The organism is Kitasatospora sp. NPDC058218 (assembly GCF_042882445.1).
GTDB lineage: Bacteria > Actinomycetota > Actinomycetes > Streptomycetales > Streptomycetaceae > Kitasatospora.
This window is the reverse complement of the sequence record NZ_JBHVWC010000029.1, coordinates 12,843-28,611: the sequence shown is the minus strand read 5'-3', so window position 1 is coordinate 28,611 and position 15,769 is coordinate 12,843. Positions and strand designations below refer to the sequence as shown.

The 15,769-nt window shown below is 73.5% G+C and carries 12 protein-coding genes; 5 read left to right on the top strand and 7 right to left on the bottom strand.

All coding sequences use genetic code 11. From position 1 onward, the window contains the following. Positions 1–6: 6 nt before the first annotated feature. Complete coding sequence (locus ACFVYI_RS19705) at positions 7–186, bottom strand: hypothetical protein (protein WP_387887136.1); 180 nt, start codon at positions 184–186, stop codon at positions 7–9. Between the two features lie 238 nt (positions 187–424). On the opposite strand from ACFVYI_RS19705, the gene ACFVYI_RS19700 reads away from it, so the two are divergent. Genes ACFVYI_RS19700 through ACFVYI_RS19690 form a run of 3 tightly spaced genes read left to right on the top strand, consistent with a single transcriptional unit; the run spans position 425 to position 5,053 of the window. Continuing rightward, on the top strand, positions 425–1,609 hold the full coding sequence (locus tag ACFVYI_RS19700; RefSeq protein ID WP_387887135.1) for a radical SAM protein: 1,185 nt from the start codon (positions 425–427) through the stop codon (positions 1,607–1,609). 17 nt (positions 1,610–1,626) lie between these two features. After that, on the top strand, positions 1,627–2,991 hold the full coding sequence (locus ACFVYI_RS19695) for an MFS transporter (protein WP_387887132.1): 1,365 nt from the start codon (positions 1,627–1,629) through the stop codon (positions 2,989–2,991). Then, the gene (locus ACFVYI_RS19690) at positions 2,984–5,053 is read left to right on the top strand and encodes a prolyl oligopeptidase family protein (RefSeq protein WP_387887130.1); all 2,070 of its coding nucleotides are present in this window, start codon (positions 2,984–2,986) and stop codon (positions 5,051–5,053) included. The genes ACFVYI_RS19695 and ACFVYI_RS19690 overlap by 8 nt, the downstream gene beginning before the upstream one ends. A 54-nt stretch (positions 5,054–5,107) precedes the next feature. Here the strand turns inward: ACFVYI_RS19690 and ACFVYI_RS19685 are convergent, their stop codons facing one another. From ACFVYI_RS19685 to ACFVYI_RS19665, 5 genes are all read right to left on the bottom strand, one after another. Next, positions 5,108–5,533 (bottom strand): hypothetical protein, encoded by a 426-nt coding sequence (locus ACFVYI_RS19685; protein WP_387887127.1) that lies wholly within the window; start codon positions 5,531–5,533, stop codon positions 5,108–5,110. A 21-nt stretch (positions 5,534–5,554) separates the two neighbouring features. Further along, positions 5,555–8,284: a cation-translocating P-type ATPase gene (locus tag ACFVYI_RS19680; RefSeq protein WP_387887125.1), complete on the bottom strand. Its 2,730-nt coding sequence runs from the start codon at positions 8,282–8,284 to the stop codon at positions 5,555–5,557. 50 nt (positions 8,285–8,334) lie between these two features. Next, positions 8,335–9,288, bottom strand: coding sequence for a polyphosphate kinase 2 family protein (locus tag ACFVYI_RS19675; RefSeq protein WP_387887123.1), 954 nt, complete (start codon positions 9,286–9,288; stop codon positions 8,335–8,337). A gap of 286 nt (positions 9,289–9,574) precedes the next feature. Then, complete coding sequence (locus ACFVYI_RS19670; RefSeq protein WP_387887120.1) at positions 9,575–9,967, bottom strand: ribonuclease; 393 nt, start codon at positions 9,965–9,967, stop codon at positions 9,575–9,577. Positions 9,968–10,093: 126 nt separating this feature from the next. Beyond that, the gene (locus tag ACFVYI_RS19665) at positions 10,094–11,017 is read right to left on the bottom strand and encodes a LysR family transcriptional regulator (RefSeq protein ID WP_387887118.1); all 924 of its coding nucleotides are present in this window, start codon (positions 11,015–11,017) and stop codon (positions 10,094–10,096) included. A 104-nt stretch (positions 11,018–11,121) separates the two neighbouring features. On the opposite strand from ACFVYI_RS19665, the gene ACFVYI_RS19660 reads away from it, so the two are divergent. Both ACFVYI_RS19660 and ACFVYI_RS19655 read left to right on the top strand, forming a co-directional pair. Beyond that, positions 11,122–12,072: an NAD-dependent epimerase/dehydratase family protein gene (locus ACFVYI_RS19660; RefSeq protein ID WP_387887115.1), complete on the top strand. Its 951-nt coding sequence runs from the start codon at positions 11,122–11,124 to the stop codon at positions 12,070–12,072. Position 12,073: 1 nt separating this feature from the next. Then, on the top strand, positions 12,074–13,003 hold the full coding sequence (locus ACFVYI_RS19655) for an aldo/keto reductase (protein ID WP_387887113.1): 930 nt from the start codon (positions 12,074–12,076) through the stop codon (positions 13,001–13,003). Positions 13,004–13,101: 98 nt separating this feature from the next. Here ACFVYI_RS19655 and ACFVYI_RS19650 read toward each other — a convergent pair whose 3' ends face one another. Further along, positions 13,102–15,522 carry a PKD domain-containing protein gene (locus tag ACFVYI_RS19650; protein ID WP_387887111.1) on the bottom strand — a complete coding sequence of 807 codons (2,421 nt, stop codon included), beginning with the start codon at positions 15,520–15,522 and terminating at the stop codon, positions 13,102–13,104. Positions 15,523–15,769: the final 247 nt, after the last annotated feature.

Genomic DNA, 15,769 nt, shown 5'->3' with positions numbered 1-15,769 from the left:
CTCCGGTCAGTACGCCGTCATGTCGCCGATGCACCACGGGGTTTCGCCGTCGTCCCCGTCGGCGGAGTGCAGGACGACCTCGGGTTCGTCGTCGTCGGCCGGGTGGTCCGGCGCGGCGCCCGGGTACGCGGCAAGCAGGTCGGCCGGTGGTTCGGCGGACCGTTCGGCGGGGGTCGGCTCGGGCACGTCGATCAGCCCTCTTCCATGACGTCGGTCAGGCAGTCTGGTCGTCTCCGTGAGCTTAGGAGCGGCCAGTTGGGGTTCGGTTTACGTCCGGTATGCCCCCGCCGCGGGCCCCGGCCGCCCGGGCCGGGCCGGAAGCTGCCCGTCAACCTGTCGCATACCGGCGGCAAACCACGGCTGCCTAGCCTCGCGCTGTCAGGGCCCGCCGACGGCGGCCGTGCCCGTCGACCCAGGGAGAGCAATGATCGGCACCCGGCTGGACGAGGTGGACGCGCCCCGCCTGATCAGGAGCGACCGCGGTTGGTGGTTCATCGGCAACCGGACGTGGACGCTGCTCAAACCCGAGCATGTCGCGGCCGACGGTCAACTGCGCCCGGACATCGACGAGTTCCTGCGGGACGCGGGCGCCTACCGGGAGCGCACCGCGAAGTCCTTCGCGCTGACGGTGCTGACCAGCACGGCCTGCAACCTCGGCTGCGGCTACTGCTTCCAGAACACCGGCCAGGACCCGAAGGGCGGCCACCGGCCGCCCCGGATCAACCTGCGCCGGCTGAACACCCGGACCATCGACCGGATCGTCGAGTTCACCGGCGAGCGGATGGCGCAGGCCGGCCTGGACCGGCTCTACCTGCTGCTGTTCGGCGGCGAGCCGCTGCTCAACCCGCGCGGGTGCCTGGAGCTCCTGGAGCGCTGCGCTCCCCTGGGGCTCGGCACCGCCGCCATGACCACCAACGGCGTGCTGCTGACCGGCCGCCGGGCCGTCCAGCTCAGCGCCGCCGGGCTGCGCGCCGTGCAGATCACCTTCGACGGCAGCCGGGAGGACCACGACGCGACCCGGGTCACCCACGCCGGCGGGGGCACCTTCGACGCCATCGTCACCAACGTGGCGGCGGCCACCGAGGCCACCCGGCTGTCCTGGAACTTCCGGGTGAACGTCTCCCACCACAACGTGGACCGGATCGGCGCGCTCTTCGGCCAGCTCGACGGCAAGGTGGACCCGACCCGCTGCACGTTCACCTACGCCTGGGTCGGCGACTCCGGGATCGGCTACCGCAACGACCTCGCGCGGGCCCGGCAGGTGGAGGACCACTTCGTCGAGTGGGCCGTCGAGGCGCTCGAACGCGGCTACCGGTTCGCCAAGCCGAGCATGCGGACGACCTGCCAGATCTGCTCGGTCCCCGGCGGGCGCGAGGGCGCCGTGGTCAACGCCGACGGCACGCTGTTCAGCAGCTGGCAGTCGGCCGGCAAGCCGGGCTTCGAGGTCGGGCACGTCGACCACGGCTACCTGGAGACGGGCGCGGTACCGGACCGCTGGGTGACCTGCGGCTACGAGTACGAGCAGGCCGACACCGAGGTCATGACGCGCTTCCAGGACAACGTCGACGCGCGGATCCTCGACCACCTGCACGCCACCGGCCGGTTGTAGCCGGGGAGGGAGGGACAGTGCTGGCAGGCGTGCTGCGCACCAACCGCGACTTCCGGCGGTCCTTTCTCGCCGACCTCACCTCGGCGCTCGGCTCGGCGATGTCGACGATCGCCTACCCGCTGCTGGTGCTGAGTCTGGGCGGCAACGCGGCGCAGGCCGGAGCGGTCGCCACCGTCGCCCTGGTGACCAGGCTCGGCTTCCGCCTCCCGGCGGGCAGCCTGGTCGACCGCTGGAACCGGCGCCGGGTCATGCTGACGACCGACCTGGTGCGCCTGGTGGCGGTGGCCACCATCCCGCTGGTCGCCCTCTGGGGGTCACCGTCCTACGCCCAACTGCTGGTGGTGGCCGCGGTGGAGGGCATCGCCACCGCGCTGTTCGGGCCCGCCAACACCGTCCTCACCCGGGATGTCGTCGCCAAGGAGGACCTCGCCGACGCGCTGGGCATGGGACAGGCCCTGCAGGCCGCGGTCAGCCTGGCCGGGCCGGCGCTCGGCGGCGTCCTGTTCGCGGCCGACCGGATGCTGCCGTTCGCCGTCGACGCGCTCTCCTACGCCGTCTCGGCCGCCCTGATCTGGCGGATCACCGTGCGCCCCACGGCCGCGGAGCCGCGCGCCGAGGACCGCGGGCTGACGGCGGGCATCCGCTGGCTGGTGCGGCAGCGGGAGCTGTTCGTCATCCTGGTGTACGCGGCCGTCATCAATCTGGTCGCGGCCGCCATCGATGTGATCGTCATCCTGGAACTGCAGGCGGACGGGGCGTCCGGCTGGGTCATCGGGCCCGTGCTGTCCTGCGCGGGCATCGGCGGGATCGTCGGCTCCCTGCTGGCCCCGTGGCTCGTCAAACGGCTGAGCGTGCCGGCCATCCTGCTCGGTATCGGCGTGGGCTGGACGGCGGTGCTGGCGGTGTTCACGCTGACCTTCCAGCCGGGAGTGGTCGCCGCCCTGCTGACCCTGCTGATGACGCTCTCGCCGGCGGCCGGCGTGGTGGTCGGACAGGCCCTGTTCGGGCAGACCCCCCGGCACCTGATCGGCCGGGTGAGCGCCGCCACCGGCCTGCTGCTGAGCGGCCTGGCCGCGCTGGGCCCGGTCGCGGCCGGCGCGCTGTTGCAGGGGCTCGGCGGCGCCGGCACCTGGGCGGTGCTCGCGGTGCTGACGGCGGCGGTCACCGCGGGCGGCTGGATCCCGCTGCGCGCCACCCGCCGGCTCGGGGCCGGCGCCCCGGCCGGGGCCGCCACGGAGGCGGGCCCGGAGGCGGAACAGCCGGTGGAACCGGCGGTCGTCGCGCACGCCGCCCCGCCCGGCGCCGCACCCACCGAAGCCGCCGCACCCGCCACGCCCACCGCACCCGCCGGCACCGACCCCGGGAGAAGCTCCGATGACTGACGGCCTCCTGCCGCCCGACCCGTACCGCTGGCTGGAGGACGCCGACGATCCGGCCGTCCTGGAGTGGACGGAGAAGCAGGACGCCCGCTACCGCGCCGCCGCCGACGGCTGGCGGGCCCGCGCGAGCGCCGAGGCCCGGCTCACCGAGCTGTCCGAACGGCTCGGCGCCCGCTCCGCCCCCCGCCCGGCCGGCGCGCGGCTGTTCCTCACCCGCTCGCGCCCCGGGGCCGAACACCCCGAACTCGTCGTACTCGAACCCTCCGGCGCGGTCCGGGTCCTGGTCGATCCGGCGCTGGTCGACCCGACCGGCGGCACCACCCTGGAGGAGTGGGAGCCCTCCTGGGACGGCCGCCGGCTCGCCTACCAGCTGGCGTCCGGCGGCACCGAGAACGCCGCCCTGCTCGTCCTGGACGTCGACACCGGCCGGCTCCTGGACGGCCCGATCGACCGGGTCCGCCGCAGTACCGTCGCCTGGCTGCCCGACGGCAGCGGCTTCTACTACGTCCGCCGGCTGCACCCCTCGCTCAACCCGGGCGAGGGCCAGTACCACCGCCGGGTCCGGCTGCACCTGGTCGGCACCGACCCCGAACAGGACGCGGTGGTCTTCGGCGCCGGCCGGGCGAAGACCCAGCACTACACCGTACGGATCAGCGCGGACGGCCGCTGGCTGGTCGTCGGCGCCGCGGCCGGCGCCGTTCCCCGCAGGGACCTCTGGATCGCCGACCTGACCGAGGACCGCCCGGACCGACCCCGGCTGCGGCCCCTCCAGGAAGGCCTCGACGCCCGGTCGCAGCCGCACATCCGCCCCGGCACCCCGCCGGACGGCCGCTGCTACCTCACCACCGACCTGGACGCACCCCGGGGGCGCGTCGTCGTCACCACCCCCGGCGCCCCCACCCCCGACACCTGGACCGAACTGATCCCGGAGGACCCGCAGGCCGTCCTGGAGGACTTCGCGGTCCTCGACGGCCCCGACCCGGCCCGGCCGCTCGCCCTCGTGCTCCGCACCCGGCACGCGGTCGGCGAGATCACCCTGCACGACCTGGCCGACGGCCGGCTGCTCGGCTCCGTGCCCGTCCCCCCGCTGGGCACCGTCGGCAAGGTCCGGGTCGCCGCCACCGACGCCCACCGGGCCTGGTTCGTCCACACCGACTTCGCCACTCCCCCGACCGTGCTCTGCTACGACGCGCGCACCGGTGCGCTGGAGGCCTGGCCCGTCCCGGGGGCCGCCGCGCCCGCGCCGGCCGACGACCCGGCGGGCGACCTCGTGACCAGCCGGGTCAGCTACACCTCCCGGGACGGCACCACCGTCCGGATGTTCCTCCTCGCCCGGCGCGACGCCCCGGACCGCCCCCGCCCGGCGATCCTCACCGGCTACGGCGGCTTCGGCCAGTCGCTGACCCCCGGCTACGCGCCGGAGGCCATCGCGTGGGTCCGGGCCGGCGGGGTCTACGCGGTCGCCAACCTGCGCGGCGGCGGCGAGGAGGGCGAGGAGTGGCACCGCGCCGGGATGCTCGACCGGAAGCAGAACACCTTCGACGACTTCCACGCCGCCGCCGACCACCTCGTCGCGGCCGGCTGGACCACCCCCGGGCAGCTCGGCATCTGGGGAGCCTCCAACGGCGGTCTGCTGGTGGGCGCCGCCCTCACCCAGCGGCCCGCGAGCTTCGCGGCCGTGGTCTGCATGGCGCCCCTGCTCGACATGGCGCGCTACGAGCTCTCCGGCCTCGGGCCTAGCTGGACCGGCGAGTACGGCACCGCCACGGATCCGGAGCAGCTCGCCCGGCTGCTCTCCTACTCCCCCTACCACCACGTCCGCGCCGGCACCGGCTACCCCGCCGTGCTGTTCGCCGTCTTCGACGGCGACAGCCGGGTGGACCCGTTGCACGCCCGCAAGATGGCCGCCGCCCTCCAGGCCGCGACCGGCAGCGGGCACCCGGTCCTGTTCCGGCTGGAACGCGGTGCGGGCCACGGCGCCCGGGCCGCCTCGCGCCGCACCGCCCTCTTCGCCGACCTGCTCGCCTTCTTCGCCGACCGGCTCGGCCTGCCCGCCGGCTTCTGACCGCTCCAACTACCGACCGGTCCAGCTACCGGCGGGCGTGGCGGTTCGGGTCGATCAGGCGGCCAGCGTGCCGTCGTCGCTCCGGACGGCGCACAGGGCCCAGATGACGAAGCCACAGATGGCGATCACGGTGATGGACCAGAACGGGTAGTAGGGCATGGAGAGGAAGTTGGCGACGATGAGCAGCCCTGACAGTGCCACGCCCAGGATCCGGGCCCAGAAGGAGATCCGGAGCAGCCCGATGCCCACGCCGACGGCGATGACACCGAGGACCAGGTGGATCCATCCCCAACTGGTCAGGTCGAACTCGAAGACGTAGTTCGGGGTGTGCACGAAGACGTCGTCCTCGGCGATCCCCATGATCCCGCGGAAGACGCTGAGAGTGCCCCCGATGAGGAGCATCACGGCGGCGAAGACGGTCAGGCCCCCGGCCACGGTGGAGGAGCGGCTGTCGGTGCCGGTGTTCGTGGGTGAGGACATGGCGGGTCTCTATTCCTGTTGTCACGTCCGGCCGGATTCCATGGCCGGGGCGATGCGGGCGAGGAGTTTGCCCGACTCCCACAGGAGGAGAAGAGCGACGGGGGCCAGCAGGGCCCAGCCGAACTGGGCGAGGGTGAGCTCGGTGGTGCCGAGCATGCGGCGGAAGGCGTCCATCTGCGTCACCAGGACCGCGAGGACGAACTCGGACAGGGCCGCCAGGTTCATCGGCTTGCTGTCGAACGTGGTGACGGTCAGGACGGTGGCGCGTTCGCTGCGGCATTCGTAGGCCGCCACGATCAGGCAGAGTGCGAAGGCGGTGAAGGCGATCGAGCTGCCGGTCTTCAGGCTGCCGTAGTGGTGCTCGCCCAGTTTGATCAGCAGGAGCAGGGCCACGGTGACGGCCAGTCCGCCGAGTCCGACGGTGACCATGACCGACCTGGTCAGCAGCGATTCGCCGCGCGGGCGCGGGGTGCGCCGCATCAGGCCGGGGCTCGCCAGGTCGAAGCCGAGGGCGAACCCGAAGGGCGCGTTGACGACGAAGTGGATCCAGAGCACCTGCGGCGGGGTGAACGGCTCGCCGGCGGCGATGTTGAAGACCGTCGCGCCGAGGAACGTCAGGACGAAGGTGACCAGGAGCATCAGGACGAACCGGATGTACTTGGTGAGGTTGTCGTAGAGTTTGCGCCCCTCCTCGACGGCGTACACGATGGTGGCGAAGTTGTCGTCGGAGAGGATCATCCGGCCGGCGTTCTTGGCGACATCGGTTCCGCTGCCCATGGCGATGCCGATGTCGGCGGCCTTGATGGCGGGTGCGTCGTTGACGCCGTCGCCGGTCATCGCCACGACGTCGCCCTTCTTCTTGAGCGTGTCGGCGAGCAGGACCTTGTGCTCGGGCGCGACCCGGCCGACCACCCCGATGCCGTCGATCCGGGCCAGCCGTTCGTGCTCCGGCATCGCCGCGAAGTCGGCTCCGAGGATCGCCTCGCCCGGGATCCCGAGCCGGCGGGCGATGGCCTCGCCGGTGGTGACGTCGTCACCTGTGACCATGCGGACCCGGATGTGGGCGGCCTGGGCGTCGGCCACGGCGTCCCGGGACTCCGCGCGGGGCGGGTCGACCATGCCGACCAGGCTGGTCATCCGAAGGTCGGTGACGAGCGCGAGCAGGTCGCTGTCCGGGTCGAACTCCGACGGGTCCAGGTCGCGCTCGGCTGCCGCCATCACCCGGTGGCCCTCGCCGCCCATCCGTTCGGACCGGGTCTCGGCCCGGTCCCGCAGGTCGGCGTCCCAGGGGACGGTGCGGCCGGCGGCGAGTGCGGTGGTCGCGCGGGCCATGACGGCGGGCGCCGCGCCCTTGACGAAGCAGCGGACCACCGGCCGGCCCGTCGCGTCCACGGCCGAGGTGAAGACGGCCATCAGCTTGTACTCGGGATCGAACGGCAGCGTGGCGAGCCGGGGATAGCGCTCCCGGGTGGCGTCGATGTCCAGGCCGGCCTTGTGGCCGAGCACGAGCAGTGCCCCCTCGGTCGGATCGCCGACCACCGTGCCGTCCACCAGCCTGGCATCGCTGGCGATCAGGTACGGCAGGATGGCGTCCTCGATGGCCGCCGAGGATCCGGCGGCGTGCTGGATCCGCCCCTCCAGGCCGTAGCCGCTGCCCGAGACGGTGTAGCGGTCGGTGGGGCTGAGGACCTCGACGACGGTCATCTGGTTCATCGTCAGGGTGCCGGTCTTGTCGGAGTTGATGGCCGAGGTGAAGCCCAGGGTCTCCACGGACGGCAGTTCCTTGACGATGGCGTTGCGTTTGGCGAGGTTCAGGCTGCCGACCGAGAGGATCACCTGGGTGACGGTGGGCAAGGCCTCCGGGATGGCGGCGATGGCCAGCGAGACGGCGCTGACGAACAGGGCGTCCCAGGCCTGGCCGCGGCTGCGACCGAGGGCGAACATCACCACCATGGTCAGACCGGCCGCCGCCGCGATCCACAGCGTCAGGGTGTTGAGTTCCCGGGTGAGCGGCGTCTGCTCCTTCTCCGTCGCCGAGAGCATCCCGGAGATCTTGCCCAGCTCCGTTCCCGCACCCGTCCCGGTGATGATCAGCACCCCGCTGCCGTGGGTGACCGGGGTGTTCATGAACGCCATGGTGGACTGGTCGCCCGGCCCGAGCCGCTCTCCCGTCAGGGTGCCCGCGTCCTTCAGTGCCGGCACGCTCTCACCGGTCAGCGCCGACTCGTCGATCTGCAGCGAGCTGGCCCGGACGATCCGCCCGTCCGCGGGGACGGTGTTGCCCGCGGCGATGAGCACGACGTCACCGACCACCAGCTGTTCGGCCGGGATCTCCGCCTCGGCCCCGTCCCGCCGGACCCGGGCCGTGGTCTTCATCATCGACCGCAGCGCGTTCATCGCGCTCTCGGCCTTGCCCTCCTGCCGCAGGCCGACGACCGCGTTGAACAGCGTCAGGACGATCAGCAGGACCGCGGTGCTCCATTCCTTGATCGCCAGCGCCACCACCGCCGAGGCGACCAGGATGATCTGCATGTAGCTGCGGTACTGGTCGAGGAAGCGCAGCAGGTCCGGCCGCGCCTTCTCCTCCGGCAGCGCGTTCGGGCCGTCCGCGGCCAGCAGCTCCGCCGCCCGAGCAGCCGAGAGCCCGACCTCCGGGTCCACGCCGAGCCGCGATGCCACCTCCTGAGGCGGCGTCGCGTACCAGGGCCGCATGGCCGGGCCCGCGTCCGACCGGTCAGCCCGCGGCGTCATACCCGCACCTCCGGTGTTCCGTTCCTCGCGGCGGTCGGCCCCTGAGGTGCTCAGCCACGGTGCCCGGTCCGGTGCCCGGCCGCGTACGGGTCGCGCTCGGCGCCCTCGGGGGCCTCCTGCTCCAGCAGCCGCCTGGCGGCCCGCAGCTCCTTGCGGGCCTTCTTCCCGACGACCGGGTACCGGGGGTCGATCTCCATCAGCGTGTGCACGAGCACCGCGGCGGCGCAGATGCGCGCGAACCACTTGCGGTCGGCCGGCACGACGTACCACGGCGCCCACGGGGTGCTCGTGGCCGAGAGCATCTCGGAGAAGGCGTGCTGGTAGTCGTCCCACCGCTCACGCTCGCGGAGGTCCGCCACCGAGAACTTCCAGTTCTTCTCCGGCAGGTCGAGCCGCTTCAGGAAGCGGGTGCGCTGCTCCTCCTCGGAGAGGTTCAGGAAGATCTTCACGACTTTGAACCCGTTGTCACAGAGGTAGCGCTCCCAGTCGTTGATCTCCCGGTAGCGGCGCGCCCAGACGTCGTGCCCTTTCGCCTCCTCGGGCAACCGCTGGCGGTCGAGGTTCTCGGGATGCACCCGCACCACGAGGACCTCCTCGTAGTGCGACCGGTTGAAGATCGCGATGTCCCCGCGGGCCGGAAGCCGCCACGCGTATCGCCACAGGTAGTCGTGGTCGAGCTCCTCGGCGGAGGGCACCTTGAAGCTGCTGACGTGGACGCCCTGCGGGTTGACCCCGCTCATGACGTGGCGGATCGTCCCGTCCTTCCCGCCCGCGTCGATCGCCTGGAGGCAGAGCAGCACACCGTAGGTGTCCTGGGCGGCCAGCTTCGCCTGGTACTCGGCGAGCAGGCCCACGCCGGTGCGCAACAGCTCGGCGCCCTCCCGCTTCTTCATCCGGGCCTTGTAGCGGGGGTCGAAGTCCTCCGCGAGATCGACCCGCGAGCCCGGTTCCACGCGCAGCGGCTCGATGAACTCCGCGATCCGTCCGGCCTGCTTGTCCGGCATCGACGACACCGCTTCCTCTCGGTCACGACGGCCGCGGGTCGACCACCCGGTGCGGGCCGGGGCCCGTCCGCACCGGGGTGCGGGCACTTCCGCGGTGGCCCGGCCCACCGTCCGGTGGACGTCGGTACCTGTCACCCTCCGGCCGGCCGTCGGGGCCGTCCAGCCGGGCACGGCCGTCCGGGTGACCGCCCTCCTCACTGCCCCGTCGGTGGTCCGCGTTTCGGGGGTGGCCGGCACCGGTGGTCGGAGCGGTCAGGGCGTGGCCGGGGCGGTCAGGGCGTGGCCGTCAGCAGGTGAACTTGATCAGGCGGAACGTCGCGTAGTGGTCCCCGGTGTAGTAGTCCTCCTGGTACGCCTGGCCGGTGACGATCCGGCGGGCGCCGCGGGTGGGCGAGCCGGGCGTGACGACGGTGTACTCGTGGTAGTAGCCGGTGGTCCTGCTCGGCAGGACGCGCTCACGGTTCTGGAAGACGACGCCGTCCTGCGAGTACGGGAACGGGCCGTTGCTCGCGATGAGGTCGAGGGTGTGGTCGGCCTCGGGCGGCAGCGCGGAGAGGCACACCGAGCCGCTCACGGCGGCGTGCGCCTCGGTGGCGGTCACGGCGGGGGCGAGGGTCAGCAGGGCGACGGCGGTGACGGCGGCAGCGCGCGTCTTCCACGCGCGTAGAGTGCGGGTCATGACAACAGTGTGACCAGGGCCGGAGCCGCACCGGAAGGCCCGATCCAACTCTTCACCTGCGGGTAAGTCGCCGGACGGACAGGCGACTTGAGCCGTATCCGGAAACGGGCCGGAGCGGCCCGCCGGTCAGCCCCTGGCTGCGCGCTCGCCGCCCGGCGCGACCTGCTCCCGGAGCAGCCGGGCCAGTTCCTCGGCGTAGGGCGGCAGGCGGCGGCCCCGGGCGCGGGCGATCCCGAAGTGCCGGGCGGGACGGGGCGCCGTCACCGGCACCACCAGGGTGCCGGGCAGGGCAGGGTCGAGCGCGACGTACGGCACCAGCGAGACTCCGACCCCGGCGGCGACCAGGGAGCGGGCGAAGAAGTAGTCGGTCGTGGAGCCCGCCACCCGCAGCTCGAAGCCGGCCACGGCCGCGTACCGGCGCAGGAAGGTCTCGGTCTTCAGACACCCCAGCACCCAACGCTCGTCGGCGAGTTCGGCGAGGTCCAGGGCTTCCCGGCCGGCCAGCCGGTGCCCCTCGGGCAGCACCACCGAGAGCGGATCGTCCATCAGCGGCGTCCAGTCGAGGCCGGACCGGTCCCCCGGGAGCACCGGCAGCGGCCCGTCGAAGTGGTAGGCGAGCGCGAGGTCGGCGACCCCCTCGCGCACCATCGGCAGACTGTCCTCGGGCTCCCGTTCCAGGATGCGCAGTTCGACCTCCGGGTGCTCGGCGGCGAACCGGGTCAGCGCCGCCGGCAGCAGGTGCCGCCCGCCACTGGTGAAGGTGGCGAGGGTGAGCCGGGGCCGGGCCGCGCCCAGCCGGCCGATCTGCTCCTGGGCGTGGCGCAGCTCGGCGGAGACCGCGGTGGCCGCCTCCACCAGCAGTCGCCCCGCCTCGGTGAGCCGCACGCCCCGGGTGGAGCGCTCCACCACCACCGTGCCCAGGCCCCGCTCCAGCGCGGCGACCTGCTGGGACACCGCGGACGGCGTGAGCCGCAGGGCGGCGGCGGCCCGGTTGAAGCTGCCGTGCTCGGCGACCGCCTGCAGCACGCCGAGCCTCCGGACGTCGATCATCGTGCTCCCCCGGTCATCATGCTCCCCCGGTCAACAGTTCTGCTGATGACGCGTTCAGCAGGTCGGTAGTTCCGCTGATGACGATACGGCAGCAGAGTGGGGGCATGCGAAACGTCTGCGTCATCGGCGGAAGCCGGTACTTCGGCCTGAACCTCGTCACCCTGCTGCGGGACTCCGGTACCCGCGTCACCCTGGTCAACCGCGGCTCCACGGCGCCGCCGCCCGGTGTCGACCACGTCCGCGCCGACCGCTCCGACGAGGCCGGGCTGGCCGCCGCGCTCGGCGGCCGGGGCTTCGACGCGGTGATCGACCAGGTGCTCTACACCCCCGTCCAGGCGGCCGTCGCCCGCCGGGTGTTCGCGGGCCGCACCGATCGGTACGTGATGACCTCGACGATGGAGGTGTACGACCCGGCCACCTCGCCCCGGGTGCTGACCACGCCGGGTGTCCCGGTGACCGAGGAGGTCGTCGACCCGACCGACCCGGCGGCCCGGCCGGAGCTGCCGTGGCACGATCCGGCGGCGCTCGCCCGGCACGCCGACGAGGCGACCCGGTATGCCGAGGGCAAGCGGCAGGCCGAGGCGGTGCTCGCCCAGGACCCGCCGTTCTCCTGGGCGAGCGTGCGCAGCGCGCACGTCCTGGGTGGCGGGGCGCGGGACTTCACCGGCCGGCTGGCGCACTACACGGAGCTGATCGCGGCCGGGCGGCCGGTCGCGGTGCACGCGAGGCCGCAGCCCACCTCCTTCGTCCACCACGAGGAGATCGCCGCCGCGCTGGTGCGGACCGCGGCCTCCACCGCCGTCGGCCCGCTCAACGCCGGCTCCCCGGACGCCCTCGACGTGGTCGCGCTCTGCGAGCTGATCGCCGACCGGCTGGGCACCACCGCCCGCTACCGGGTCGCCGCGGGCGCGGACGCCTCACCGTTCTCCTTCGACCGCTGGTACCCGATGGACAACCGGCGCGCGGTCGAGCTCGGCCTGCACTTCTCCCCGGCGGCCGACTGGCTGCCCGGCGCCGTGGCCGAGGCGGCCGCCCTTCCCGCACAGGAGGCCTGACATGCGGCAGCGCACCATCGGCGGCACGGCCGTCGGCGCGATCGGCCTGGGCGCGATGCCGCTCTCGGTCGAGGGCCGCCCGGACGAGGAGTCCGCCCTGACCACCCTGCACGCGGCGCTCGACGCCGGTGTCACCCTCGTCGACACCGCCGACTCCTACCACTGGCACGCCGGCGAACTCGGCCACAACGAACGGCTGGTGGCCCGCGCCCTGGCGGCCCGCTCCGCCGCGGACCGGGCGGCCGTACTGGTCGCCACCAAGGGTGGGCGCGGCCGGCCCGGTGACGGCTCCTGGACGGTCGACGGCCGGCCGGAGCAACTGCGGCGTGCCTGCGAGGGCTCGCTGCGGCGGCTGGGCGTCGAGGCGATCGGCCTCTACCAGCTGCACAAGCCCGACCCCCGGGTGCCGTGGGCCGATTCGGTGGGCACCCTGCGCGAGTTGCTGGACGCCGGGAAGATCCGGGCCGCGGGCATCTCGAACGTCGACGAGGAGCAGATCCTGGCGGCGCGGGACATCCTGGGCACCGGACTGGTCTCGGTGCAGAACCGGTTCTCCCCGGCCGTCCGCACCGCCGGGCCGGAGCTACGGCTCAGCGAGCGCCTGGGGCTGGCCTTCCTGCCGTGGAGTCCGCTGGGCGGACTGTCGCGCAGCGCCGTCGACGGACCCTCGGACGCCCTCGTCGCGCCCGGCGCGTTCCACCGGATCGCCGCCGAACGCGGCGTCTCGCCCCAGCGGGTCGGCCTGGCCTGGCTGCTGGCCCTGTCCCCCGCCGTCGTCCCGATCCCGGGCGCCCGCCGGGCCGCCAGCATCCGCGACTCCGCCGCGGCCGCCGACCTCGTCCTCGAACCGGCCGAACTCGCCGAGCTGGCCCGGCCGTTCGACGAAGCGGAGCCCGGGGCGCTCGCCGAGCCCGCGCGGCCGGCCGGGTGAACCGGTACGCCGGCCCGCCCCGGTGGGCGCCGTGACACGCCGAACGGCCGGGACGCGCAGTCGCTGCGCGCCCCGGCCGTCCGCCGTCGCCGTCCGGGTCAGCCGTAGATCGTGAAGACCGCGTCGGCCTGGCCGCCGTAGGCGTTGCTCAGCGCGAAGACGTGGCTGCTCGGGCGGAAGATCCCGAAGGTCGTCCGGCCCCGGCCCAGCCAGTCGCCGACCACCGGCAGGTCACCCTTGACGCCGTAAGCGGCGCTGGAGACGCTGCCGTCGTCGTGCCGCAGGATGAACAGGTTCGGGTCACCGGCGTTCCGCCCGGGGCGGAAGACGCCGAACTGGGCGTGGCGCACGCCGTCCCAGTCGCCCACCACCGGGAGGTCGCCCGGGTCGCCGAAGCGCATGGTGGAGACGCTGCCGTCGTCGTGGCGCACCGCGAGGGTGCCGGTGCTCGGACGGTAGATGGCCAGCTGGTCGTGGCCGTTGTGGTCCCAGGCGCCGACGGCCGGGAGGTCACCCGGGTCGCCGAACTGGACCGTGGAGACGGACTTGTCGCCGTGCTGCAGGGCGAAGGTGCCGGTGCTCGGGCGGTAGATGCCGAGCCGGCACTGGCAGGTGTTGTCCCAGGCGCCGACCACCGGGAGGTCACCCGGGTCGCCGAAGGTCCAGGTCTGGTTCACCGAGCCCGAGGTCTTCTGGTACGACAGCGCCCAGCGGCCCTTGTCGAAGAGCCCGAGGTGGGTGGTGGGGCCGCCGAAGTAGCCGGTGAACGGCACCCCGGCCTGCGGGCCGCCGACGGACTGCTGCCTCGCGGCGGTCCCGGTGCGGCCGTGGTCGTCGACGACGGTCTCGGTGACGGTGTACGTCCCGGCCACGCCGTAGTCGTGGGTGACGCCGCTCGGCGGGGTCGGCCCCTCGCTGACGACCGGAGCGCTGCCGTCACCGAAGTCGATGGCGTAGCGGCTCACCGGCCAGGCGCTGGAGGTCTGGTCCGTGACGGCGATCCGGGCGACGGTCCGGTCCGCCTGGGAGAGCGTGAAGCTCGGCTGGAGCTCGGCCAGCGGAGGCAGCGTGACCGTGCCGGTGGAGGTGCGGACCAGACCGGTCTCGCTGGTCGCGGTGAGCGTCAGCGTGTAGCTGCCGCCGGCCGGGTAGTCGTGGTCGAAGGTCGGGTTGCCGGAGGTCACCGCGATCGGCGCGGTGCCGTCGCCGAAGTCCAGCACGGCGCCGACCGGAGCCCACCCCGGGCTGTACCAGGCCGTGATCCGGGCGGTCAGCGGGTGGCCCTCGGACCAGTTCCGCTGCCCCGAGACCATGACGCCCATGGTGTCCTGCAGCTCGACCGCGCCACGGTCGTGGTACCCGTTGCCGGTACCGGTGTTGGCGATCTTCGGGTGGTCGGCGCGCGGGTCGCCGTACAGGTCGGTGTCCAGGGTGCCGGGAGCCGTCGCGTCGGCGGCGTCCGTCAGACCCTCGACCGCGACCGGGCGGTAGTCCGTCGCCCACTGGGAGAAGGTCGGGTCGGCCCCGTTGTCGTGGGCCCCCTGGCCGGTGGCCCGGAAGGCCTCCGGGGTCGCGTAGGCCGTGCCGCCCCAGGAATAGGCGGCCACGCCGGGTGCGGGCTGGACGCTGTTGTAGTCGACCTTGGTGCCCTGGGTCGAGCCCGGCGACACCGCCAGCGCGACCGCGGAGACCGGCACGCCGCCGCACCAGTCGGCCGGACGCTTCGCCAGCACGTTGTTCTCGACGACCGCGCCGGAGGAGTTGCCGGCGAGGTCGATGTCACTGAGGCAGTTCCGCCCGAAGGTGTTGCCGACCACCACGGTGCCGGGGGCGTCGGTGACCAGCACGCCCCGGCCCTCGGTCTCGGTCACCAGGTTGGTGGTGAGGACGGTGCCCGTCACCCCGGCCTCGACCGCGATGCCGGTCGTGCCGCCCGAGCCGATCTGGCTGCGGCTCACCGTGACGCCCGCGCTCCGGCCGGTGATCCGGACGGCCGGGCCCGGCTGGGCGGCGCCGCCGCTGCCCGCGTACACGGCGGTGCGGTCCAGGACGATCCGCTCGGAGTCCTGGACGAGCACGCCCTCCTGCGGGGCCCTGATCGCCAGGCCCGTCACGGTGACGTCGTGCACGCCCGAGATCAGGAACCCGTACGGGGAGGGGTTCGGCCCCTCCTGGAAGTTCGCCTCGATGCTCGTGGCCGGGATCTTGTACGGGATGTCGGCCTTGAAGACGATCGGCTTTCCGGGCAGGCCCGAACGTCGGACCGTGATCTGCCCCGTGTAGGTGCGGTTCTGGGCGATCTGGACGGTCTGTCCCGGCTGGGCCGCGTCCGCGGCGGCCTGGATGCTGCAGTAGGGCTGGGCCTGGGTGCCGGTACCGGAGTCCGAGCAGTTGGCGGCGGTGCTGTTGTCCACGTAGAGCACGGCGGTCTCGGCATGCGCGATGGACGGCAGCGCCGTGCCCGCGCCGGCCGAACACGCGACGGCGATGGCTATGCCAACGCGACGGCGGAACGACAAGGTTGATCCCCCCTGGGGTGAAGCCGAAGGCGCGCCGGTGCCGGGGACACCGAGAGATCCAGGCGTCCCACCTGCGCGGCGATCAGTATCCACGACGCCGCCTCCGCCCCGCACCCCAGTATCGCCGCTGCGGCGGCCGGGCCCCGCGGGCGTGTGGTCGGGGCGTGCCGGCGGCGCTGGACGGGCCGTCCCCACCGGACCGGCCCCACGTGGTGACGGACTCTCCACCGTCCGCGGGGGTGCCGGC